This is a genomic window from Streptomyces sp. IMTB 2501 (genome assembly GCF_001953885.1).
Classification (GTDB): Bacteria; Actinomycetota; Actinomycetes; order Streptomycetales; family Streptomycetaceae; genus Streptomyces.
Map to the genome: position 1 here is coordinate 289825 of NZ_MQUS01000004.1, position 20677 is coordinate 310501.

Genomic DNA, 20677 nt, shown 5'->3' on the forward strand with positions numbered 1-20677 from the left:
CCGGTTCAGCGCACCGGCGGCACCGAGACGGCCATCACCATCTCCATCGGTACGTCGCCCTCGTTGCCGTAGGTGTGCGAGGTGCTCGCCTCGAACGTGGCACTGGCGCCGGTCGGCACGAGGTGCTTCACGCCGTCGACGGTGAGGGTCAGTTCGCCGGCGGTGACGTGGACGAGTTCCACCGTGCCCACCGGGTGCGGCTCGGAGGGGCTCTGCTCGCCGGGCATCAGCCGCCAGTCCCACATCTCCAGCGGACCGGGCGCCTCCGTGCCCGCCAGCAGACGGTTGTAGCTGCCGGCGTCGGTGTGCCACAGCCTTACGGCCCGCTCGGCGGGGACCACGCGGACGGTGGGGGCCTGCTCGTAGTCGAGCAGGGTGGTGATGCTGATGCCGAGCGCGTCGCCGATCTTGACGACGGTGCCGATGCTGGGGTTCGTCCGGGCCTGCTCGATCTGGATGAGCATGCCGCGGCTGACCCCGGCCCGGGCCGCGAGCACGTCCAGGGTGAAGCCGCGCACCGTGCGCCAGTGCTTGACATTGCGGGCCAGGGACTGGGTCAGCAGGTCGAGGTCCGACACATCACGTCCATCGATGAGCGTTCAATATATGGGATGACGGAGTTCATTGGACTGAACTACGGTGAGGTATACCCGACCGTTCATCAAACTGTACTGCGAGGCCGGCCGTGACCGCATTCTTCGCCCTGACCACCAGCCTTCTGTGGGGGCTGGCCGACTTCGGCGGCGGGCTGCTGACCCGGCGTACGCCCGCGCTGACGGTCGTGGTCGTCTCGCAGGCCGTCGCGGCGACGGTGCTGGGCGCGATCGTCGTCGCGACCGGCGCGTGGAGCGAGGCCGGGCCCCGCCTGTGGTTCGCGTTCGCCGCGGGACTGGCGGGGCCGGTCGCCCTGCTCTCCTTCTACAAGGCCCTCGCGCTCGGCCCCATGGGGGTCGTCTCACCACTCGCCACGCTGAGCGTGGCCGTGCCGGTCGGTGTGGGCCTGGTCCTCGGCGAGCGGCCCGGGGTGCTCCAGGTCACGGGGATCGCGGTCGCCGTCACCGGTGTCGTCCTCGCGGGCGGTCCGCAACTGCGCGGCGCGCCCGTACAGCGCCGGACGATCCTGCTCACGCTGGTCGCGGCACTGGGCTTCGGCACGGTGTTCGCCCTGATCACCGAGGCCTCGACCAGTGTCACCGGCCTGTTCCTCGCCCTGTTCGTCCAGCGCCTGACGAACGTCGCGGTCGGCGGGGCCGCACTCGCCGTCTCCGTCCGGCGGGGCGGCCGGGCCGTCCCGGAGAGCGGCTTCCCCTGGGCCTCGCTGCCCGCGCTGGCCTTCGTCGGGCTCGCGGACGTGGCCGCCAACGGCACCTACGCGATCGCCGCCCAGCACGGCCCGGTCACCGTCGCGGCCGTTCTCGCCTCGCTGTATCCGGTGGTGACCGCGCTGGCGGCGCGCGGCTTCCTCAGCGAACGGTTGCGCGCGGTACAGGCAGCGGGTGCCGGGCTCGCACTGGTCGGCACGCTGCTGTTGGCGACCGGGTGAGCCGGCCTGCGGCTTCGAGGTCACGCTGAGCCGGCGTCAGGCCTCCGGTTCCGGCGGAGTCACTCGGCGGTTTCGGGCGGCGGCTTCACCTTCGGGCTTCACGTTCCGGCTTCGCGTTCCGGCCGCGTCAGCTCTCGGATTCGAGTTCCGCGAGGCGGGCCACTCCGTCCTCGTCCAGTTCCGCCAGCGCGCGCAGTTGCTCAGGGGTCGTCCCGTCCGGGATCGGCACCGGGGCCGGGGTCCGCAGCGGCGGCCGCCAGCCCTCCTCGGACGTCCAGCGCCGCACGACCCGGGCGGGCGCACCGGCCACCACGGCGTGGTCGGGCACCGTGCCGCGCACCACCGCACCGGCCGCGACGACCACGTTCCGGCCGATCCGCGCGCCCGGAAGGATCACCGCGCCGGTGCCGATCCAGCAGCCGGGACCTATCTCCACGGGCTCCATGCGCGGCCACTGCCTGCCGATCGGCTGGTGCGGGTCGTCGTAGGAGTGGTTGGTGGAGGTGACGTAGACGTACGGGCCGAAGTAGCAGTCGCTGCCGATGGTGACCGTCGTGTCCGCGATGACATGGCTGCCGCGGCCGAGGACCACTCCGTCCCCGATGCGCAGGATCGGGTCCGGGCCGAGGTCCAGGTCCGGCATCAGGCCGGCGGTCAGCGTGACCTGCTCGGCGATGATGCAGTGGGAGCCGAGGTGGATCCAGGGCTCGCCGAAGACCGTGCCGAGCGGGAAGGCGAGGCGGGTGGCTTCGCCGATCGAGCCGAAGTGGAAGCGGCCGGGGTGGTCGGCGGTGACGGAGCCCGTGCGCTGTGCCCAGGACCAGACCGCGTGCACCGCGCGCTGCGCTGCGTGGTGACGCCAGGATGAGAACGTGTTCTTGCGCTTCGGCACGGGGTCACGTTACTCAGCGGTTGTCTTCGGCGAGAGGGTGGGCCGCTGTGATCTTTGCCCCACGCCCTGTCGTACCGTGCGGGGTACTTACGGATGCGAGGAGACGGTGATGACGCAGCAGGCGCTGATCGTGGGTATCGGGGGGAAGGAGCCGCGGGTCGATCCGGAGGCGTTCGTGGCGCCTACCGCGTCAGTGATCGGGGACGTCACGCTGCATGCCGGGGCCAGCGTCTGGTACGGGGCTGTCGTGCGGGGTGATGTCGAGACGATCACCGTGGGGGCGAGTGCGAATGTGCAGGACAACGTGACGCTTCATGCCGACCCCGGGTTTCCGGTCTCGGTCGGGGAGCGGGTTTCCATCGGTCACAACGCGGTGGTGCACGGGGCGACCGTGGAAGACGACTGCCTCATCGGGATGGGGGCGACCGTGCTGAACGGTGCTGTGATCGGGGCCGGTTCGCTGGTCGCCGCGCAGGCTCTGGTGCCCCAGGGGATGACGGTGCCGCCTGGATCGTTGGTGGCTGGGGTACCGGCCAAGGTGAAGCGGCCCCTCTCCGAGGAGGAGCGGCAGGGGGTCACCCTCAACGGCACCATGTACGCGGAGTTGGCCAAGGCGCACAAGGACGTTCACCGCCCCTAGGGGATCTCACTCACCGGCGCTGACAGGCTCTGCTTCCCGGTCGTTCTGCTGCTGGGCCTTCTTCGCCTTGCGCTTGACGAGGAGCATGGAGGCCAGGCCGATCAGGACCGCGGCCGCGAGGCCCACATAGGAGAACTTCTTCAGCCAGCCCTCGGCCACGACGCCCACGTAGTAGATGACGGCGGTGGTGCCGCCCGCCCAGCAGATGCCGCCGAGGACGTTGGCGATCAGGAACTTCCAGTACGGCATGTGCAGGACGCCCGCGAGCGGGCCGGCGAAGATGCGCAGGAGGGCGATGAAGCGGCCGAAGAAGACGGCCCACATGCCCCACTTCTCGAAGGACCGCTCGGCGGTGGCCACATGGCCCTCGCTGAAGTGTCTCGGGAACTTCCTGCCCAGCCAGGCGAGCAGGGGGCGGCCGCCCTTGCGGCCGATGGCGTAGCCGATGGAGTCGCCGACCACGGCGCCGGCGGTCGCGCACGCGCCGAGGACGATCGGGTTGATGTCCGAGTGCTGGGAGGACATCAGCGCCGCGGAGACCAGGACGATCTCTCCCGGGAGCGGGACGCCCAGGCTCTCCAGACCGATCACCAGGGCCACCGCGGCGTAGACGGCGACCGCCGGCACCGAGTCGAGCCATTCCTGGACGTGCACCGCCGGATCCTCCCCTGTCGCTGTCCTTGCGTGCGGGCGCCGCATGTAAAGGGCGTCCCAAGGGAAGGCTACCTGGTCGGCGGTGAACGGCGGATTGCGCGCGTCCGCCCAGCGGCACCGTCCCGCCCTCGGCCCTTCGGTTTTCGGACATCCCGGTGTCACGCGGGAGGGGAAGGCTCCTCGCGGTTTCGCCCGACCCGCCTCCCCCAGGTCCCCGCCGCGGGGCCCGCTGCGGAAGGACGACGTCCCCGTGTCCTCACCGTCCCCGTCCTCACTCTCCTCGCTCCCCCTGTCTCCGGCCTCCCCGCTCACCCGGGGAACGGTTTCGCCCCGGCCCGCGTCCTTCATGGCGGGCCGGTCCGTACGGCTGGCCCTGTGCCTGGCTCCGCTGCTGCTGGCCGGCGGCTGGGCGATGAGCAACCGGCCCGTGGTGTACGAGGGGGTCCGGCGGCTCGTCGCCGCGGATCCCTGGTGGCTGCTGGCCGGGGGCGGTTTCACCTGCCTGAACTGGGTGGCGGCCTCCTGCGTACGGCAGGGCGCCCTGCCCGACCGGGTGCCGCCGGGGCTGCTGCTGGCCTCGCAGTTCGCCGCCGGTGCCGCCAACCACGCGCTCCCCGCCGGGTTCGGCGCCCATGCCGTCACCGTGCGCTTTCTGCGGGCGCGCGGGGTGCCGCTGGAGCGTGCGACCGCGTCGATCGGGCTGTACTCGCTGGCGAAGTCCTCCGCCAAGACGGTCGTGCTGGTGATCCTCCTCGCGACGTCGCCGGCCTGGCGGCGCCTCGGCGAGCTGGTCCCGGACGGGCGCCTGCTGGTGCCGCTCGCCGCGATCGCCGGCGGTGCCCTCGCGGTCGCGGGCACGCTGCTGACGGTCGTACGACCGTTGCGGCGGCCGGTGACCGGGCTGCTGCGCTCCGCCCTCGCCGATGCGCGGGAGGTGCACTCGCGGCCCGCCCGGGTGGCCGCGCTGTGGGGCGGGGCGGTCGCGATGCCACTGCTGCAGGGGACCACCCTCGCCTGTATCGGTGCCGCACTCGGGCTGGCGCTGCCCTGGGCGCATGTGGTGCTCGCCTATCTCGCGGCGGGCACGGCCGTCGGGGCGGTGCCCGCGCCGGGCGGGCTCGCGGTCGACGCGGCACTGGTGTGGACGCTGGTCACCTTCGGCTCCGCCCTGCCGGTGGCCACCGCGACCGTGATCGGCTACCGGGTACTGACCGACTGGGTGCCCCTGCTGCCGGGCACCCTGGTGCTGTCGGCGCTGATCCGCGCGAAGGTGCTGTGAGCGCCTGTGTCACATCCCCGGTCGGACCAGCGCGCGGCGTCCGGGGTCCCCCCTCTCGATCGAAGTCGAGAGCTGGAGGACGCGTGCGAGTCAAGGCGCCGGAGCGCCCTCGGCACTGGCTCTGCGCCCCGGTCATTCCCGACGGGCCAGCAGGCGGTAGGCGTTGGACAGGCCGAGGCGGTGGGACAGGGGGCGGATCGCGAGACGGTCGAGGAGCGTCGCCGTGATCAGCGCGGGCACTCCCGCGAGGAGGAGGGTGGTGCGGGCGGCGCGGCGCAGGGCGCCGGGCGGTTCGGGCAGCCAGGGGGCGTCCTCGCGCGGGGCGGCGTGGTCGAGGGCCAGCCAGACGGCGGCGAGCAGGTCGACCGGGTCGTGTGCCTCGGCATGCTGCTCGGCGACCACCGTGAAGCCCAGCTCGGTCAGCCGCCGCCGGAGATTGGCGACCGGCATGAAGTGCAGGTGCTGCGGCTGGAGCCAGGGCAGCCACCAGCGGCCGAGCAGCCGGGCGTAACGGCTCTCCGGGTCCGGCACCTCGATGAGGAGATGACCGCCGGGGCGTACGGCCTCGTGGGCGGCGCGCAGTTCGCGGTCCGGGTCGGTGCTGTGCTCCAGGTAGTGGAACATGCTCACCACGTCGTAGCGGGCGGCGAGTTCGGGGGCGAGGGCCGGGAAGGCACCGCGGTAGGCGTGGTCCACGCGGCCCTCGCGGGCGGCGAGTTCGACGCCGTCGGTGAAGTCGAGGCCGTCGAAGGAGGTGCCGGGCAGGACGGTGCGGGCGGTCGCGCAGAAGTGGCCGTGACCGGTGCCCACGTCCAGCCAGGTCTTCGGGGCGGGGTCGTGCGGCAGCATCGCCTCGGCGCGGCCGCGGTACATGGCACCGCGGCCGCCGAAGGTGCCGCTCATGCGTTGTTCGCCGAGGCCGTCGTAGAAGTCCCGGTAGTAGAACTCCAGTCCCTCTTCGGTCAGTCGGGGGTTCTGGAAGGTGTGGCCGCAGTCGGCGCAGTGGTCGAGGGTGAAGCGGCCGGGCTTGTGCTGGAGCAGGTCGGTGGTGCGCAGGCGGGCGGCGATACGGGCCGAGCCGCACCAGGGGCAGTCGGGGCGGGGGGCGGCGAGGAAGCGGTCCGTGCCGGCGGCCAGGTCGTCCTGGTAGGCGGGGCGCAGGGCGGCGATGCGCGCCGCCTTGTCGCCCTTGTCGGTCTTCTCGCTCTTGCCACTGTGGTCGCTCATCGGCTCTCCGCTGCGAGGTCTGCGAGGTGTTCGAGGTGGGCCGCGGCGGCCCTGGCGCCGCCCGCCGCGCGGAACGCGGCGCGGATCCGGGCGGCGGCGGCCCGGTGGGCGGGGTCGGTGAGGGCGGTGTCGAGAGCCGCGCCCAGCTGGGCCGCCCGGGCCCGGCCGAAGCGGACCCGGATACCGGCGCCCGCGTCCACGACCTGTCCGGCCACCACGGGCTGATCGTCGCGGATGGGCGCGACGACGAGCGGGACACCGTGCCACAGGGCCTCGCACACGGTGTTGTGCCCGGCGTGGCAGATGACGGCGTCCGCCCGTTCCAGCAGCGGGAGTTGGGGCACCGACGGGAGGACGAGGACGTCCTTGTCGTCGGGCGGCGCCACGAGGAGGCCCCCCGGGTCGGCGATCACCGCCTGCACCCGGTCGGCTCGCTCGCGCAGCGCGGTGCGGCACTCGGCGAGGAACCGCCCGCCCGCGTCGGCGTTCGCCGTGCCCAGGGTCACCAGGACCTTCGCCCGGCCCTGGTCCAGTCGCTCCCAGGGGAAGCCGGGGCCTGCCGGGCGGTCAGCGAGGGAGGGGCCGACGTAGTGGATGTGCGGTGCCAACGGCGCCTGGGGGCCGATGAGTTCGGGTGTGCTGAACACCAGCAGCAGATGTGGTGAGTACCGGGGGTCGGCGGTGCCGGACGGGTCGCCGATGCGGGCGCGCAGCTCGGCCAGACGCCCGCTCAGCCAGGCGGCGACCTTCGGCAGCCCGTCGTAGGCGCCGCTGAACTCCGCCGAGGTGGTGGCCGAGGTGGCCCACGGCACGCCGAGGCGTTCGGCCACCAGGGCGCCGGCGAAGGCCTGCTGGTCGGCCACGACCACGTCCGGGCGGAACGCCTCGGCCGCCGCGCGGACGCCCGGTGCCATGGCGTCGGCCAGCGGCAGCAGGTACCACTCCCAGAGAAACCTCAGCGCCTCCGCGCCCCGCAGGTCCGGCGGTCGTACGACGCCCTCGGCGCCCGGCACCGGACCCGCGCAGCCGAACACCTCGGCGTCCGCGCCCGCGAGCCGGCGCACCAGCGCCGGGTCCGCGCACACCCAGGCCACCCGGTGTCCGCGCGCGGCCAGCCGGGCGGCGACGCCGACGGCCGGGTTGACGTGCCCCGTCAGCGGCGGCACGACGAAGAGGAAGGCGTTCATCCGACCCCCGCCCCGGCGCGGATCAGGTCCAGGATGTGCCCGCCGACGGCGGCCGGCGCCTCCACCAGCACCGAGTGCTCGTGCCCGGGCAGCACGACCGCCCGGTAGTCCGTCAGCAACTCCCGCTTCATTGGAACGAGTTCGGCGAGGTCCGACTCACCGCCGTACACGCCGAGGACCGGGCAGCGTACGGCCCTGATCGCGTCCTCGGTCAGCACCCGGCTGGCGGGGATGTCCCGGCCGAGGGTGGTCTCGCGAGCGAGCCGGGCCGCGCCCTTGGCCAGCCGGGCGGTGTTGTGGCCCCGGTGCGCGATGATCCAGGCGAGGGCGTCGGGCTCGTTGTGGGCGAGTTGGGTCATGACCCGGTCGAGGATGCGGCCGAGCTTCACGGCCCAGGCGGCGGTCGCGGGTTCGGACTCGATCAGCGTCAGCGTGGCCGTCCGCTCCGGGTGGCGGGCGGCGAACCCGAAGGCGATGGTGCCGCCGTAGGAGTTGCCGACGAGGTGGACGGGCCCGGTGACCGCCAGCCGGTCGAGCAGCGCCTCCAGGTCGTCGATGTTCCGGTCGAGGGTGTAGCCGTCCGGCGGGCGCTCGCTGCGGCCGTGCCCGCGCAGGTCGTACATGACGACGTCGAGTCCGGCCGCGGCGAAGGCGGGCGCGACGGTGAAGTAGTAGCTGGCCAGGCTGTCGGTGAGCAGCCCGTGCACCAGGACGACCGTGGCGTGCGGGACGCGGCCGTCGGCCGGACCCGTGCGCTGGACGTGCAGCCGGATGCCGCCGGCGTCGACCATCGCCACGGCTCAGCCCGCCTGCGTGGTCTTCAGGCTCCACACCACGTACTCCACGAGCCGGCCGACCGTCAGGTCGATGATCTCGTCGAACTCCATGCCGGCGAGGAACTCGGCGAGGTTGACCCGCTGCCCGTACCGCTCCTCCAGCAGCCCGGCCAGGGTGACGAGATCGATGCTCTCCAGTTCCAGGTCGCGGTTGAAGGTGGTGGACATGCCGATCAGCACATCGTCGTCACCGTACTCCGCCAGCACCGTGCGGAGCATGCCAGTGACATCGGCGAGCACGGCGTCGGCGGTGGGCTGCGCCGGGGCCGGCTGGGTGGGGTTCATCGGGGGGACTCCTCGGCTGCTTCGTGGGGGTGCGGATCGTCGGCTCGTCTGTCGTCGGCCGGTCCGCCGCTGACTTGTCCGTCGTCGGTTGGTCCGCCTTCGGCCGGTCCGTCTTCGGCTTGTTCGTCTTCGGTTCCGGGGCCGGTCGTCCACGCCACGACGTAGGTGCGGTCCGGCAGGGCGGGCGGATTGGTCACCGGGGCGCAGTGCACGGTGTAGACGCGTTCCAGGCGGCCGGAGACCAATAGCCGGCTGCCGTCCGGGGTGGTCTCCAGTACCGCGAAGTCCCGTGGCCGGCCGCCGAATCCGACGCCCTCGGCCTTGGCGACCGCCTCCTTGGCGGCCCAGAACCGGGTGAACCACTCGGCTTCCGTGCCGGTGCCGTCCGTCGACCGGGTGTGCAGCAGGCGCAGTTCGGCCGGGCCGAGTGCGGTGGTGAGGGTGGCCGGGTCACGCTCGGTGACCTCTTCGATGTCGATGCCGGGGCCGGGCTGCGGGGTGTGCGGCCGGACGATCGCCACGGCCGCCTCGGCGCGGTGGGCGAGCGAGACGTCCAGCGGGGGCAGGGCGCGGCCGTGCGTGCCGGTGATGCAGGGGCGGCCCAACTCGTCATTGTGGACGCGGAGTTCGGCCGGGAAGACGGGGCCTTCGCCGTGCTGCCACAGCCAGTGCCGTACGGCGTCCTTGACCGCGATCCGCCCGAGCAGCCACTGCCGCCGGCCGCGTGGCGGGCGTGCGGCGTACTCGGCCCGCTCGGCACCGCCGAGCGTGTTGCGCATGATCAGCTCGCGGGAGGCGAGGTCCGGCCAGCGCTCGTGCACCACCGCCCAGACACCGGGTCCGGTCTCGGACAGGGTGTGGCGCTCGGGGAAGCGTTCGACGGGCCGGGTGGTCGGGTCGTTGTCGAAGCGGCGGTCCTGCCAGCCGCCGATCACGGCCCATACCCGGCCGTCGACGGTGAGTTCCGCGTCGGCTTCGAGGACGGTGTCGGTGAGGGAGGTGATCCGCAGGACGCATCCCACCTCGGTGCCGGGGGCCGGGTGGGGCCCGTGGAACCGTATGTGCCGCATCCGCACGGGGAAGACGACAGTCCGTTCGGTACGGGTCGCCATGATCCAGTAGCCGAGGAGCTGGCCCACGTTGTCCAGCAGGGCGCCCGGCGCGGCGGGGGCGGTGATCACACCCCGGATGTGCCGCTCGCCGAGCGCGGTGAGGTCGGTGAGGCCCTGGAATCCGGGGCCGTGGAACATCCAGCGCTCCCGGTAGATCTGGGCGGCGGTGTGCTCGGGGCGGCGTTCGGGCGCGTCGGGGACCGGGCCGGGCGGGGGCGGTTCGGGGTGGTGCGGGGCGAGTTCGACCGTGGCGCGGGCCGTGGGCCCGAAGGCGACGGTGACGCGGTCCTGACGGACGGGGTCCGGGGTGACGGTGACCGGCACGTCGACGGGGGGTGTTGCGGTGAGCCAGCGGTCGAAGCGGGCCTCGTGCACGGCGACCGCCCGCAGCCCGGGGGCCGCCGCCTCCGCCGCGTCCATCAGATGCCGCACGATCGTGGTGGCCGGCACCACCGGCCAGCGGTCCTCTAGATCCGGCCAGCCGGGGCGTTGCGGGAAGAAGCAGTGGTCCAGGAGGTGGGGCATGGTGTGGGGGGAGACGTGGACCGTGGTGGTCGTCCGGGTCGGTCCGAGGGGGGTGGGTGCGGTGTGGGTGGGCCCGGATCGGGTCGTTGCGGCGCTGGTGTGCCCGATGCGGGTCGGAGCGGCGGCCAGTGGGGTGCGGCGGCGGCCTGCGGTGATCAGCCGGGCAGCCGTGTCGGCGGTGTCCTGCAGCAGGGCGGTCAATTCGGCGGCGATCGGGGAACGGGCGGCGAGGCCGTCCAGTTCGCTCAGGCCCGGTCCGGCCGGTCCGCCGAGGCCGGGACCGGCTGGGTGGTGCGGGGTCTCGGCAGGCGCGGCGACCGCTCCCTGGCGCAGTTCCGCGCGGAGCGTGTCGAGCAGTGGGCCGTTCAGGGAGACGAGGGCGCCGCCGAGGTCGAGTCGGATGGGTGTGGGTGGGCGGCGGCGGGACTGTGCGGGCGCCGGGGCGCGGGATGGCAGTGCCGGGACCGTCGGCGCTCCGGCCGTCCACAACGCCGTTGCCACGCGGCGCAGTTGGGACATGCCGCTGCGCTCGGGCACGTTGGCTGCGACCGTCAGGTGGTCGCGATCGCCGAGGGTGTCGTCGATCAGGGAGGTGAGCCGGCCTGGGCCCACCTGGACGAAGACCCGGTGACCGGCGTCGTACAGGGCCTCGGTCAGCTCGCGGAAGCGGACCGGTTCCAGCAGGTGCCGTAGGAACAGCTCGCGTACCGCCGACTCGGCCTGCGGGAAGGGCGCCGCGGTGGTACCGGACCACACCGGCACGCTCGGCGGGTGCAGCCGGAAGCGTTCGGCGGCCTGCTTGATGGGTGCGAGGTACGGCTCCAGCATCGGCGTGTGGAAGCCGGACTGGAAGGGCAGCACCTGGCAGATCACCCCCTGTGCGCGCAGGGACCGTACGAACTCCTCGACCGCCGCGCCGGGTCCGCAGACCATGGACTGACGGGGCGCGTTGTCGTGGGAGAGCACGATCCCGAAGTCCGCCCAGGACTCGGCGAGCGCGGCGCGGACCTGTGCGGCGGAGGTGCCGAGAGCGGCGAAGGCGAGACCGGGGACGGTGACCGTGTCCGGGTCGAACTCGGCCATGAACGCGTCCACTTGGTCCGGCGCGTACAGTCCCGCCGCCGCCATGGCCGTCCACTCGCCGACGCTGTGCCCGGCGACCGCGTCCGGTACGACGCCCATGCGGCGCAGCGCCCGGTCCAGCAGGCGGCCCACGCCGACGACCCCGAAGCCGTGCCTGCCCACGTCGCCGACCCGGACGTGCGTGCCGGACAGCGGGGGCAGGCCGAAGTGGGCGGCGATGTCGTCCGTGCGCGGGGTGAAGTCGCCTTCCAGTCCGGGGAAGACGAACGCCGGCCCGCCGCCGGCCCGGCCGAGCAGCGGGCCCGGCCGGAACCACACATCGCTGCGCCCCTGCCAGGCGCGCTCCTTGGCTGCCGCGCGGCGCGCCAGGGCGAGCCGCTTGGCGGTCGGGGCGACGATCCCGAGCCGGACGGGACCGGCGTCGCAGTGCGGCCGGGCGGGGTCGAGCCCTGCGGCCGCCACGGCCGAGTCGTCGGTGTCGAGGAGGGCGGCAAGGCCGGCCACGCTGTCGGCAGCGAGGAGCAGGATCCGCTCGGGCTCGGTGACCTGCACGGGAGCGGGAGTGGGGGCGCGCGCGGGCACGGGCGTCGGCACGGACGCGGGCCCGGAGTGCGTACGGCGATTCGCACGGGTCCCCGGTGCCTCCTCCAGCACCACATGGGCGTTGATCCCGCCGAACCCGAAGGCGTTCACGGCGGCGCGGCGGACCGGCTGCACGGCGTCGGTCTCCCAGGGCCGGGAGCGCGCCAGGGTGCGGAAGCGGGTGGCGGCCAGGGCGGGATGCGGGTCCTCGCAGTGGAGGGTGGGCAGGAGGGTGCCGTGGTGGAGGGCGAGGGCGGCCTTGACCAGGCCCGCGACCCCGGCCGCCGGCATGGTGTGGCCGATCATCGACTTCACCGAGCCGAGGACCGGACGGAGTTCACTGCCACCGGCGGGGCCGAACACCTCGGCCAGGGTGGCGAGTTCGGCGGCGTCACCGGCGGGAGTCGCGGTGCCGTGGGCCTCCAGCAGGCCGAGGGAGTCCGGTGCGGCGGGGTCGAGTCCGGCGGCCCGCCAGGCCTGCCGCACGGCTCTGGTCTGCCCGCCGGGGTCGGGGGCGGCCAGGCCCGCCGTACGGCCGTCGCTGGCGATGCCCGTGCCCCGGATCACCGCGTACACACGGTCGCCGTCGCGTTCGGCGTCCGCGAGCCGCTTCAGTACGACGACACCCGTGCCCTCGCCGATGAGGATGCCGTCGGCGTCACGGTGGAAGGGGCGGACGCGCTCGGTCGGGGACAGGGCGCGCAGCTGGGCGAAGACGCTCCAGAGGGTGATGTCGTGGCAGTGGTGCACTCCCCCGGCCAGCATCAAGTCGCAGCGGCCGGTGGTGAGTTCGGTGACCGCCTGGTCCACGGCGACCAGCGAGGAGGCACAGGCCGCGTCCACGGTGTAGGCGGGGCCGCGCAGGTCGAGCCGGTTGGCGATGCGGGAGGCGGCGAGGTTGGGGACCAGGCCGATCGCCGACTCCGGGCTGTCGGGGCCGAGCCGTTCGATGAACGCGGCGCGGATGCCGGCGAGTTGGTCGTCGGCGAGGTCGGGCAACAACTCACCCAGAGTGCGGGTCAGTTGTCCGGCCGTGCGCACCCGCTGGTCGAGGCGGACCAGGCCCGGGGTGAGATAGCCGCCGCGCCCCAGGGCCACGCCGATCCGGTCCCGGGCCGGCAGCCGTTCCGCGCCGCCCGCGTCGGCGAGCGCGGCGGCGGCCACGTCGAGGGCGATCAGCTGGTCGGGCTCGGTGCCGGGCACCGAGGCGGGCATGATGCCGTACCGGGTGACGTCCACCTGGGCCAGGCCGTCCACGAAGCCGCCGCGCCGGCAGTACACCTGGTCGGCGACGGCGGGCCCGGCGGCCGAGCCGGGCCGGTAGTAGTCGGCGTCCCAGCGGTCCGCGGGGACGTCGCGGATCGCGTCGACGCCGTCACGCAGATTGCGCCAGTACGCGTCGAGGCCGGGGGCGCCGGGTAGCAGCACCGCCATCCCGACAATGGCGGCGGGAGTCTGACGGATCGTCATGTCACCAGCCCGAAGCGGTGTAGACGACGGCCCGGGCCGACGGCTCGCCCCAGGCGAGTTCCCGGAGCAGGGCAGCGGTGCCCTCGTCCGGGTCGATCAGCTCGACGCCGCGCCGGGCGTACTCGCGGCCGAGTTCCGCGCCGACCATGCCGCTGTGCGTGCCGGACGGCGCCCAGGGTCCCCAGTGGACGGTCAGCGCGCGAGCGCCCGCGCGGGCGGCCCAGTCGGTGCCGAGCGCTTCGAGGGCGTCGTTGGCGGCGGCGTAGTCGGCCTGGCCGCGGTTGCCGAGGACGGCGGCGATGCTGCCGAACAGCACGGTGAACGCGGGCGTGCCGGGCAGGTCGTCCAGCGCGGCGAACAGCGCCGCGGCCCCGGCCGTCTTCGTGCCGTAGACCCGATGGAAGGACTCGGGGGTCTTGTCGGCGATCAGCCGGTCCTCGATCACGCCGGCGGCGAAGACGACTCCGTCGAGGCGGCCGTGTTCGGCGTGGATCTCCTTGACCGCCTGCAGGACGGCGTCCCGCTCCCGGAAGTCCACCGCGCGGTAGCGGGCCTCGCTGCCGAGCGCGCCGAGCTCGGCGAGCGTCGTGGTGATCTCCCGCTGGGCGAGGATCAGTTCGGCGGCCCGGTTGATCTCGGCGGGCCGGGGCGCGCCGGGCCCGGCGGCCAGTGCCGCGCGCAGCTCGACTGGGGTGTGGGCGGCGGCGGTGCGCGGGTCCTCGCGGGCGCCGGGCCCGGCGGCCAGTGCCGCGCGCAGCTCGACTGGGGTGTGGGCGGCGGCGGTGCGCGGGTCCTCGCGGGCGCCGGGCGCGGGGGTGCGGCCCAGCAGCTCGACACGGCACCGGCAGGCGCCGGCCAGCGTGGCCGCGAACCTCGCGGTGATGCCCCGGGCTCCGCCGACGAGCAGCACGACGGAGTCCCGGTCGAGGCCGAGCGCGGCCGCTTCGGCGGCACCGGGTCCGGCGGGTCCGGCACCGGTGGCGGCGAGCGGGCCGAGCGGCGCGGGCACCAGCTCGAACCCCTGCCGGGTCCCGGCCGCCGTCCGCAGGACCACGGGGGCCGCTTCGGGTGCGCGCAGCTCGGCGAGTACGGCGTCGGCGACGGCGGCCGGGCTGGTGTCCGCCACGGCGACGACCCGTGCGAGCAGTCCCGGGTACTCGCGGCCGACGCTGCGGAACAGCCCGTCCAGGCCGGCCGCGCGCAGGGCGCCCGCCGGGTCGGCGGCCCGGACGGCGACCAGCGAGCGGGGCTCGTGGGCGAGCGCCGCCCGGAGCACGGGGAAGGCGTCCGGCAGCACCGGGAGGTCCGGGCCGGGCAGCGCGCCGAGGTACACGACACCGTCGACCGGGCCGTCGGCCCCGGTGAGGAGGTGACTCCGGTCGAGGATCACGGTGTCGGCCCCGTGCGCCGTGAGCCGCGCCGCGACCTCGGCCGCCGCGCCCGCCACGTCTCCCAGGACGGCGAAGCGCCGACCGGACAGCACAGGGCCCTGGCCGGGGGCCGGGTCCGGCAGGGGCACGGGCCGCCGCTCGAACCGCTGGGGAGCCACGCCGAGTGCCGGGGTGTGCGACGGCTCGGGCCGCTCCTCCCCCGGCCGCCGCCCACCCGCGTCACCGGTGGACGGCGCCTCAGCCCGCCCGCCCCCGCCGGGAGACGACACCTCGCCCCGCACTCCCCAGCCGCCGATCTGCGGAGCCTCGGCCGGCCGCTCAGCCTGCCCGCCCCCCTCACCGGTGTCCGCGCCGACCCGCGCCAGGAGCCACCCCGTCACCGCAGCCGCCGTACGTGCCTTGGCCAGCTCTTCCAGTTCCGCGTCGGCCAGGACGCGGGCGCCGTCCGCGATACCGAGGCGCTTGGCGAGTTCGCCCGCGATCTCGGCGCGCTTGATCGAGTCGATGCTGAGGTCCGCCTCCAGGTCGAGATCGGGCTCGATCATGTCGACGGGATAGCCGGTGCGCTCGCTGATGATCTGCAGGACGACCCGCTCCACGTCGTCCACCGGCTCCTCGCCGCCCGGGCTGTCCGGGCCGCCCGGTGCGGGCAACTCCGGTGCGGACGTATGGAGTCCGGGAATCCGTGCCGGAGCCGCCGGTACGGGCGCGACCGGTGCCGGTGGTGCGGTGGCGCCGAAGTAGGTGAGCAGGACGTCGCGCTGGGCGGCGATCATCTCCCGGCTGGTGCGCAGGAATTCGGAGATGAGCGCATCCCGGTCGGCCGGGGCGCCGTACGGCTGGTCGGTGGTCACGGTCGTCTCCCTGACTCGTCGGGCCGGTGCGAGGGCACCGGGCAGGAGTGCTCCGTCGGCGGTGCGGACGAGCTGTCCGTCGACCGTCCAGCCGGGCCGCACGGGCGCCGGGGTGCGCAGCGCGTCGACGGCGTCCCGGCCCCGCAGAAGCCAGGTGGTGCGCACCGGCTGTCCGGCGACGGCGAGCTGGGCGAGGGCGTCGAGCCAGCCGTACAGGCCGCTGCCGGCGTCCGGTTCGCAGGCGACCGTGCGGTGCGGCCGGTCGCCGAGGATCCGTCCGACCAGCCGGGTGAGAACCGTGCCGGGGCCCGCCTCGACGAAGACGCGCGCACCGGCCTCGTACATCGCCTCGATCTGGGCGGCGAAGGCGACCGGGGCGCCGATCTGGGCGGCGAGTTCGGCGCGCACCTCGTCGGGGTCGGGCGGATAGGGCGCGGCGGTGCGGTTGGCCCAGACCGGGAACTCGGGCGCCCGTACCGTCTTGTCCGCGAGCACCTTGGCGAACCGCTCCCCCGCCGTTGCGACGAGCGGGCTGTGGAAGGCGCAGGCCACGGGGATGTGCCGGGCCCCGAGGCCCGCGGCCCGCAGCAGCCGTACGGCCGTCTCCACGTCCTGCGTCGGTCCTGAGATCACCGTCTGGTCCGGCGAGTTGAGGTTGGCGGCGACGACCGAGCCGGGTGCCCCGGCCGTGTGCAGGGTGCGTACGACGGTCTCGGCGGAGGCGCCGACGGCGGCCATGGTGCCCGGGTCGTCGCCCGCCGCCGCCAGGATCGCTCCCGCCCGCTCGGCGCTCAGCTCCAGCAGTGTCTCGGGGTCGAGGGCACCGGCCGCTGCGAGGGCGGCCAGCTCGCCGTAGCTGTGCCCGGCGGCCTGGTCGGGGCGGACCCCGGCCGAGGTGAGGAAGGCGTGTGCGGCGAGGCCCGTGATGCCTAGGGCGGGCTGGGCGACCCGGGTGTCGGTGAGGGCGGCCCGGCGGCGCTCGCGGGCGGTGTCGTCGAAGGCGGCCGGCGGATGGACGGCGTCGGCGTGCCCGCGGCCGAGGTCCAGGTACTGCCGCAGTTCGGGGAGGTGGACCAGGAGGTCGGCGAGCATGCCGGGGCGCTGACTGCCCTGACCGGGGAAGAGGAAGGCGGTCAAACCGTCGACGGGGTCGGCGACATGGATCCCGGCGGCCGGATCGCGCTCCCCGGCGAGGAGCCGCCGTAGCTGCCCGGTGAGTTCCTCGGGGTCGCGGGAGACGACCGCGGCCCATACCGGTTCGTGCGAGGTGTCGGCGCGGTGGGCCGCCGCGAGGGCGAGGTCGCGCAGGCGCCAGGGGCGGCCGTCGGCCTCGGCGGCCCGGAGGAGTTCCTCGGCCTGCCGACGGGCCGCCGCCGTGTCCCGGCCGCGGAAGAGGAACAGTTCGGCGGGCCAGGCGTCCACGGTGTGCCGGGGCGGCACGGCGTCGGGGTGAGCGGCCAGTACCGCGTGGAAGTTGGTGCCGCCGAAGCCGAACGCGCTGACTCCGGCGAGGCGTTCGGCGGCCGGTGCGGTCCAGGGCCGGGCGCGGGTGTGGAAGGCGAAGGGGCTGTCGTCCTCCGCCCAGGCCGGGTTGGGCCGCTCCAGGTGCAGGGTGGGCGGGGTGACCCCGGTGTACAGGGCGAGGGCGGTCTTGATCAGGCCGGCGAGTCCGGCCGCGCACTTGGTGTGCCCGATCTGCGACTTGACCGAGCCGAGCGCACAGCCGCCCGTACCCGCGCCCGCCTCGCTGAACACCTCGGCGAGTACGGCGAGTTCGGTGCGGTCGCCGACGACGGTCCCGGTGCCGTGCGCCTCGACGAGGCCGACGTCCGCGGGCGAGACTCCGGCGTTGCGGTACGCGCGCTCCAGGGCTGCCCGCTGGCCTTCGGGGCGGGGTGCGGTCAGGCCGAGGGAGCGGCCGTCGCTCGCGGAGCCGAGGCCCTTGACCACGCCGTAGATCCGGTCGCCGTCCCGCTCGGCGTCCACGAGCCGTTTGAGGACCACGCAGGCCACCCCCTCGCCGAGGGCGATGCCGTCGGCGGAGGCGTCGAAGGCGCGGGAGCGGCCGGTCGGGGAGAGCGCGTGGACGGAGGAGAACAGGACGAAGTCGTTGATGCCGTTGTGCAGGTCGGCGCCGCCGCACAGCACGAGGTCGCTGGTGCCGGAGACGAGTTCCTTGCAGGCCACGTCGAGGGCGGCGAGGGAGGACGCGCAGGCGGCGTCCACGGTGAAGTTGGCGCCGCCGAGGTCGAGCCGGTTGGCGATCCGGCCGGAGATGACGTTGGCGAGCATGCCGGGGAAGGAGTCCTCGGTCAGCCGGGGCAGCTGCTCGTCGATGCCGTCGGGGACCTTGCCGTAGTACGCGGGCAGGACGGCGCGCAGCGTGACGGCGTTGGACAGGTCGCTGCCCGCCTCGGCGCCGAAGACGACGGAGGTCCGCGCGCGGTCGAACTCCCGCCCCCGCTCGCCGTATCCGGCGTCCTCCAGCGCGCGGTGGGCCGCCTCCAGGGACAGCAGCTGGACCGGCTCGATGCTGCCGAGGGAGGCGGGCGGGATGCCGTAGCTCAGCGGGTCGAAGGGGATGCGGGGCAGGAAGCCGCCCCACTTGGACGCGGTGCTGCCGGCGGTGTGGTGCACGGCCGGGTCCCAACGCTCGGGCGGTACCTCGGTGACGGCGTCGCGTCCGGCGACGATGCCGGCCCAGAAGGCGGCGAGGTCGGGGGCCTGCGGGAACATGCAGGCCATCCCGACGATCGCGATGTCGAGCGGCGCGGGCGGTGCCGGTTCGGCGGCGGAGGGCGGGCTCGGTCGGGCGGCCGGCCGGTTCAGGAAGTCGGCCGCGCCGTCGGTCACCGAGTGGTGCAGGTCCGCGAGGGTGGTGGTGGCCGAGCGCAGGACGGCGACCTCGCCGGCCATGAACATCCCGTCGGAGAGCTGCCGTTCCTCGCCGACGTCCGTCAGCGCACCGTCGTCATCGCGCTCTACGCCCTTGCTGGCGATGCGCAGCCGTCCCACGTTGAGCCGTTCCAGGCCCTCCCAGATGTCCCGGTCGGGCAGGCCCTGCGCCCTTAGCGCGGCCTCCCGGGCGCGGTAGTCGCCGGTGAAGGGGCTCGGCACGCAGCGGGTGGCGTGGCCGGGGGCGGTCTCCAGCAGGGCGGTCGTGGTGGCGGCGAGGACCTGCCGCTGGAAGAGCGGCCGGATGGCGCCGTGGGCCACGGCCTCCTCGGTGAACAGGTAGGCGGTGCCCATGAGGAGGCCGACGGCGGCGCCCCGTGCGGTGAGCGGTGCGGCCAGGGCCGCGACCATCGCCGCGGACCGCTCGTCGTGGATGCCTCCGGCGAGGAACACCTCCAGTTGCCGGGCCTGCGCGTCGTCGGTGCCGGCGTCGGTCAGGAAGTCCTCCAGCACGGCGAGTTGGGCCTCCCACAGCGGGAAGGAGGCTCGCGGTCCCACGTGGCCGCCGCACTCGGACCCCTCGAACACGAACCTGCGCACACCGGCGTCCAGGAACTGCCGCAGCAGCCCCGGCGAGGGCACATGCAGGAACGTGCGGATCCCGGCGCGCTCCAGCGTCTGGGCCTGGGCGGGCCGTCCGCCCGCGACGATCGCGTGCGTGGGCCGCAGCTCCCGTACGGCGTCCAGCTGGGCGTTCCTGATGTCCTCGGGCGCGAAGCCGAGCACCCCGACGCCCCAGGGCCGCCCGTCCAGCACGGCCCGCGCCTCGGTGAGCATCGACCGGGTCCGCGCGCCATCGGCGAGGGCCAGCGCGAGGAACGGCAGCGCCCCGTCCTCGGCGACGGCAGCGGCGAATCCGGCGTGATCGCTCACCCGGGTCATGGGCCCTTGCGCGACCGGGAGCCGAGTTCCGAGCGCCCTGCTCATGGGCGACCCGGGGCGCAGGGCGGACGCGGGGCCGACGCCGGGCACGCCGTGCTTCGCTGCCGGTACCCGGTCGCCGTCCGTCACTTCACGTGTTGCCGCGGGCCAGGGGCTGCCGTCGGTCACGTCATGCGTCTCCGCCGGCGCCGAGCCCGTGTCGGTCACTTCCCGGATCGCCCCCGACACCGCCCGCACCACCCGCCGTACATCCCCGTACCGTTCGGCGAATCGGGCGGCCAGGAACCCGTCCTGGCCCACCGGCAGCAATTGGCCGCGCACATCCCCGGCGCCCAGCAGGGGCGCGACCGCCTCGGGGGCGTCGGCGGGTGGCTGTGGGGCGTCCGGGCCCCGGCGTCGCAGTACCCGGTGGCCGCCCAGCACCACGGTCTCCGAGCCGTCCAGGGGGCGCAGCACCGAGCGGACCGTCTCCGGCAGGGCCGATTCGGGGAGCAGCGCCAGCTGGCTGTCCAGGACGACCCCGGCGGCACCGCCGGCCACGGCGGCCGCCGCCGTGCGCGGCCCGATGCCACCGCACGCCCAGACCGGGACCGAGCCCAGCTCCTCATCGGACAGCAGCTGTTGCAGCAGGACGAAGGTGCTCAGCTCGCCGACCCGGCCGCCGCTCTCGGCGCCCCGGGCGATCAGCCCGTGCGCACCGGCGTGTACGGCTGCGTGGGCCTGACCGAGGTCGGTGATCTCCGTCAACACCCGGCATGACGAGGGGAGTTCAGCCGGATTCCAGGTGGCGTCCGGGGTGTGGACCACTGTGTCGAGGGCGTCGCCGACGTCGGCCGGGGTCAGGGCGCAGCGCCCGGTCACCCGTATGCCGAAGGGGCCCGGGGCGGCCCGTCTCAGCCGCGCCAGCTCCTCTCGTGATATTCGGTCGCCGGTACCGAGGTCGAGGACGCCGAGCGCGCCGGCGGCGCACGCTGCGGCGGTGAGACCGGCGTCGGGTTCTCCGCAGGGGGTGAGGCAAAGGACGAGGTCGAGGGCGCGCGCAGGGGAGGTCATGATGGCTCCGGCACGATCAGCGAGACTGCACGGTGGGGGGTGTGCGGCGGAACGCTCTGATGTGAGGGCACCGGAACCTAGCCCCGGGTTACTCACGGGTCAATAACGTCACGCCCTTTTCTTGGCTGGTGAGATCGATTCGGCCAGTGGGCCGAATTCCCGACAAGAACCGGGAAACGCTGTTATTCCGCTCGTGGGTGCGGGCGCGGGACCACCGGGGTCCACAC

General features: G+C 74.3%; 12 protein-coding genes. 3 read left to right on the forward strand and 9 right to left on the reverse strand.

All coding sequences use genetic code 11. The features are described 5' to 3' along the window. Positions 1-5: 5 nt before the first annotated feature. Positions 6-578, reverse strand: coding sequence for a helix-turn-helix domain-containing protein (locus AV521_RS09830; RefSeq protein ID WP_076086453.1), 573 nt, complete (start codon positions 576-578; stop codon positions 6-8). Positions 579-685: 107 nt separating this feature from the next. Between AV521_RS09830 and AV521_RS09835 the strand changes: the two genes are divergently transcribed. Continuing rightward, positions 686-1543, forward strand: a complete 858-nt coding sequence (locus tag AV521_RS09835; RefSeq protein ID WP_076086456.1) for a DMT family transporter — start codon at positions 686-688, stop codon at positions 1541-1543. A 127-nt stretch (positions 1544-1670) separates the two neighbouring features. On the opposite strand, the gene AV521_RS09840 is transcribed toward AV521_RS09835, so the two are convergent. Further along, complete coding sequence (locus AV521_RS09840) at positions 1671-2435, reverse strand: acyltransferase (protein WP_076086459.1); 765 nt, start codon at positions 2433-2435, stop codon at positions 1671-1673. Positions 2436-2544: 109 nt separating this feature from the next. Here AV521_RS09840 and AV521_RS09845 point away from each other — a divergent pair, with 109 nt between their 5' ends. Beyond that, a complete protein-coding gene (locus tag AV521_RS09845; RefSeq protein ID WP_076086462.1) occupies positions 2545-3075 on the forward strand; it encodes a gamma carbonic anhydrase family protein in 531 nt (176 codons plus the stop codon). Between the two features lie 6 nt (positions 3076-3081). Here AV521_RS09845 and AV521_RS09850 read toward each other — a convergent pair whose 3' ends face one another. After that, positions 3082-3729 carry a DedA family protein gene (locus AV521_RS09850; RefSeq protein ID WP_076086464.1) on the reverse strand — a complete coding sequence of 216 codons (648 nt, stop codon included), beginning with the start codon at positions 3727-3729 and terminating at the stop codon, positions 3082-3084. Positions 3730-3979: 250 nt separating this feature from the next. Here AV521_RS09850 and AV521_RS09855 point away from each other — a divergent pair, with 250 nt between their 5' ends. After that, on the forward strand, positions 3980-5008 hold the full coding sequence (locus AV521_RS09855; protein WP_371917011.1) for a YbhN family protein: 1029 nt from the start codon (positions 3980-3982) through the stop codon (positions 5006-5008). 132 nt (positions 5009-5140) lie between these two features. On the opposite strand, the gene AV521_RS09860 is transcribed toward AV521_RS09855, so the two are convergent. Genes AV521_RS09860 through AV521_RS09885 form a run of 6 tightly spaced genes read right to left on the reverse strand, consistent with a single transcriptional unit; the run spans position 5141 to position 20450 of the window. After that, positions 5141-6235 carry a class I SAM-dependent methyltransferase gene (locus AV521_RS09860; RefSeq protein ID WP_076086467.1) on the reverse strand — a complete coding sequence of 365 codons (1095 nt, stop codon included), beginning with the start codon at positions 6233-6235 and terminating at the stop codon, positions 5141-5143. Continuing rightward, positions 6232-7422, reverse strand: coding sequence for a glycosyltransferase (locus AV521_RS09865; protein ID WP_076086470.1), 1191 nt, complete (start codon positions 7420-7422; stop codon positions 6232-6234). The genes AV521_RS09860 and AV521_RS09865 overlap by 4 nt, the downstream gene beginning before the upstream one ends. Then, the gene (locus tag AV521_RS09870) at positions 7419-8213 is read right to left on the reverse strand and encodes an alpha/beta fold hydrolase (RefSeq protein WP_371917016.1); all 795 of its coding nucleotides are present in this window, start codon (positions 8211-8213) and stop codon (positions 7419-7421) included. Before AV521_RS09870 ends, AV521_RS09865 begins: the two co-directional genes overlap by 4 nt. 9 nt (positions 8214-8222) lie before the next feature. Next, entirely contained in the window at positions 8223-8543 is a 321-nt protein-coding gene (locus AV521_RS09875) for an acyl carrier protein (protein WP_076086476.1), read from the reverse strand. Then, entirely contained in the window at positions 8540-13315 is a 4776-nt protein-coding gene (locus AV521_RS09880) for a type I polyketide synthase (protein WP_079249195.1), read from the reverse strand. The genes AV521_RS09875 and AV521_RS09880 overlap by 4 nt, the downstream gene beginning before the upstream one ends. 1 nt (position 13316) lies before the next feature. Then, the gene (locus tag AV521_RS09885; RefSeq protein ID WP_076086479.1) at positions 13317-20450 is read right to left on the reverse strand and encodes a type I polyketide synthase; all 7134 of its coding nucleotides are present in this window, start codon (positions 20448-20450) and stop codon (positions 13317-13319) included. Positions 20451-20677: the final 227 nt, after the last annotated feature.

Bases quoted from the DNA above. Each gene is read 5' to 3' on its own strand.
- AV521_RS09845 (WP_076086462.1), top strand. From the start codon at position 2,545: ATGACGCAGCAGGCGCTGATCGTGGGTATCGGGGGGAAGGAGCCGCGG.
- AV521_RS09860 (WP_076086467.1), bottom strand. From the start codon at position 6,235: ATGAGCGACCACAGTGGCAAGAGCGAGAAGACCGACAAGGGCGACAAG.
- AV521_RS09865 (WP_076086470.1), bottom strand. From the start codon at position 7,422: ATGAACGCCTTCCTCTTCGTCGTGCCGCCGCTGACGGGGCACGTCAAC.
- AV521_RS09870 (WP_371917016.1), bottom strand. From the start codon at position 8,213: ATGGTCGACGCCGGCGGCATCCGGCTGCACGTCCAGCGCACGGGTCCG.
- AV521_RS09875 (WP_076086476.1), bottom strand. From the start codon at position 8,543: ATGAACCCCACCCAGCCGGCCCCGGCGCAGCCCACCGCCGACGCCGTG.
- AV521_RS09880 (WP_079249195.1), bottom strand. From the start codon at position 13,315: ATGACGATCCGTCAGACTCCCGCCGCCATTGTCGGGATGGCGGTGCTG.
- AV521_RS09885 (WP_076086479.1), bottom strand. From the start codon at position 20,450: ATGACCTCCCCTGCGCGCGCCCTCGACCTCGTCCTTTGCCTCACCCCC.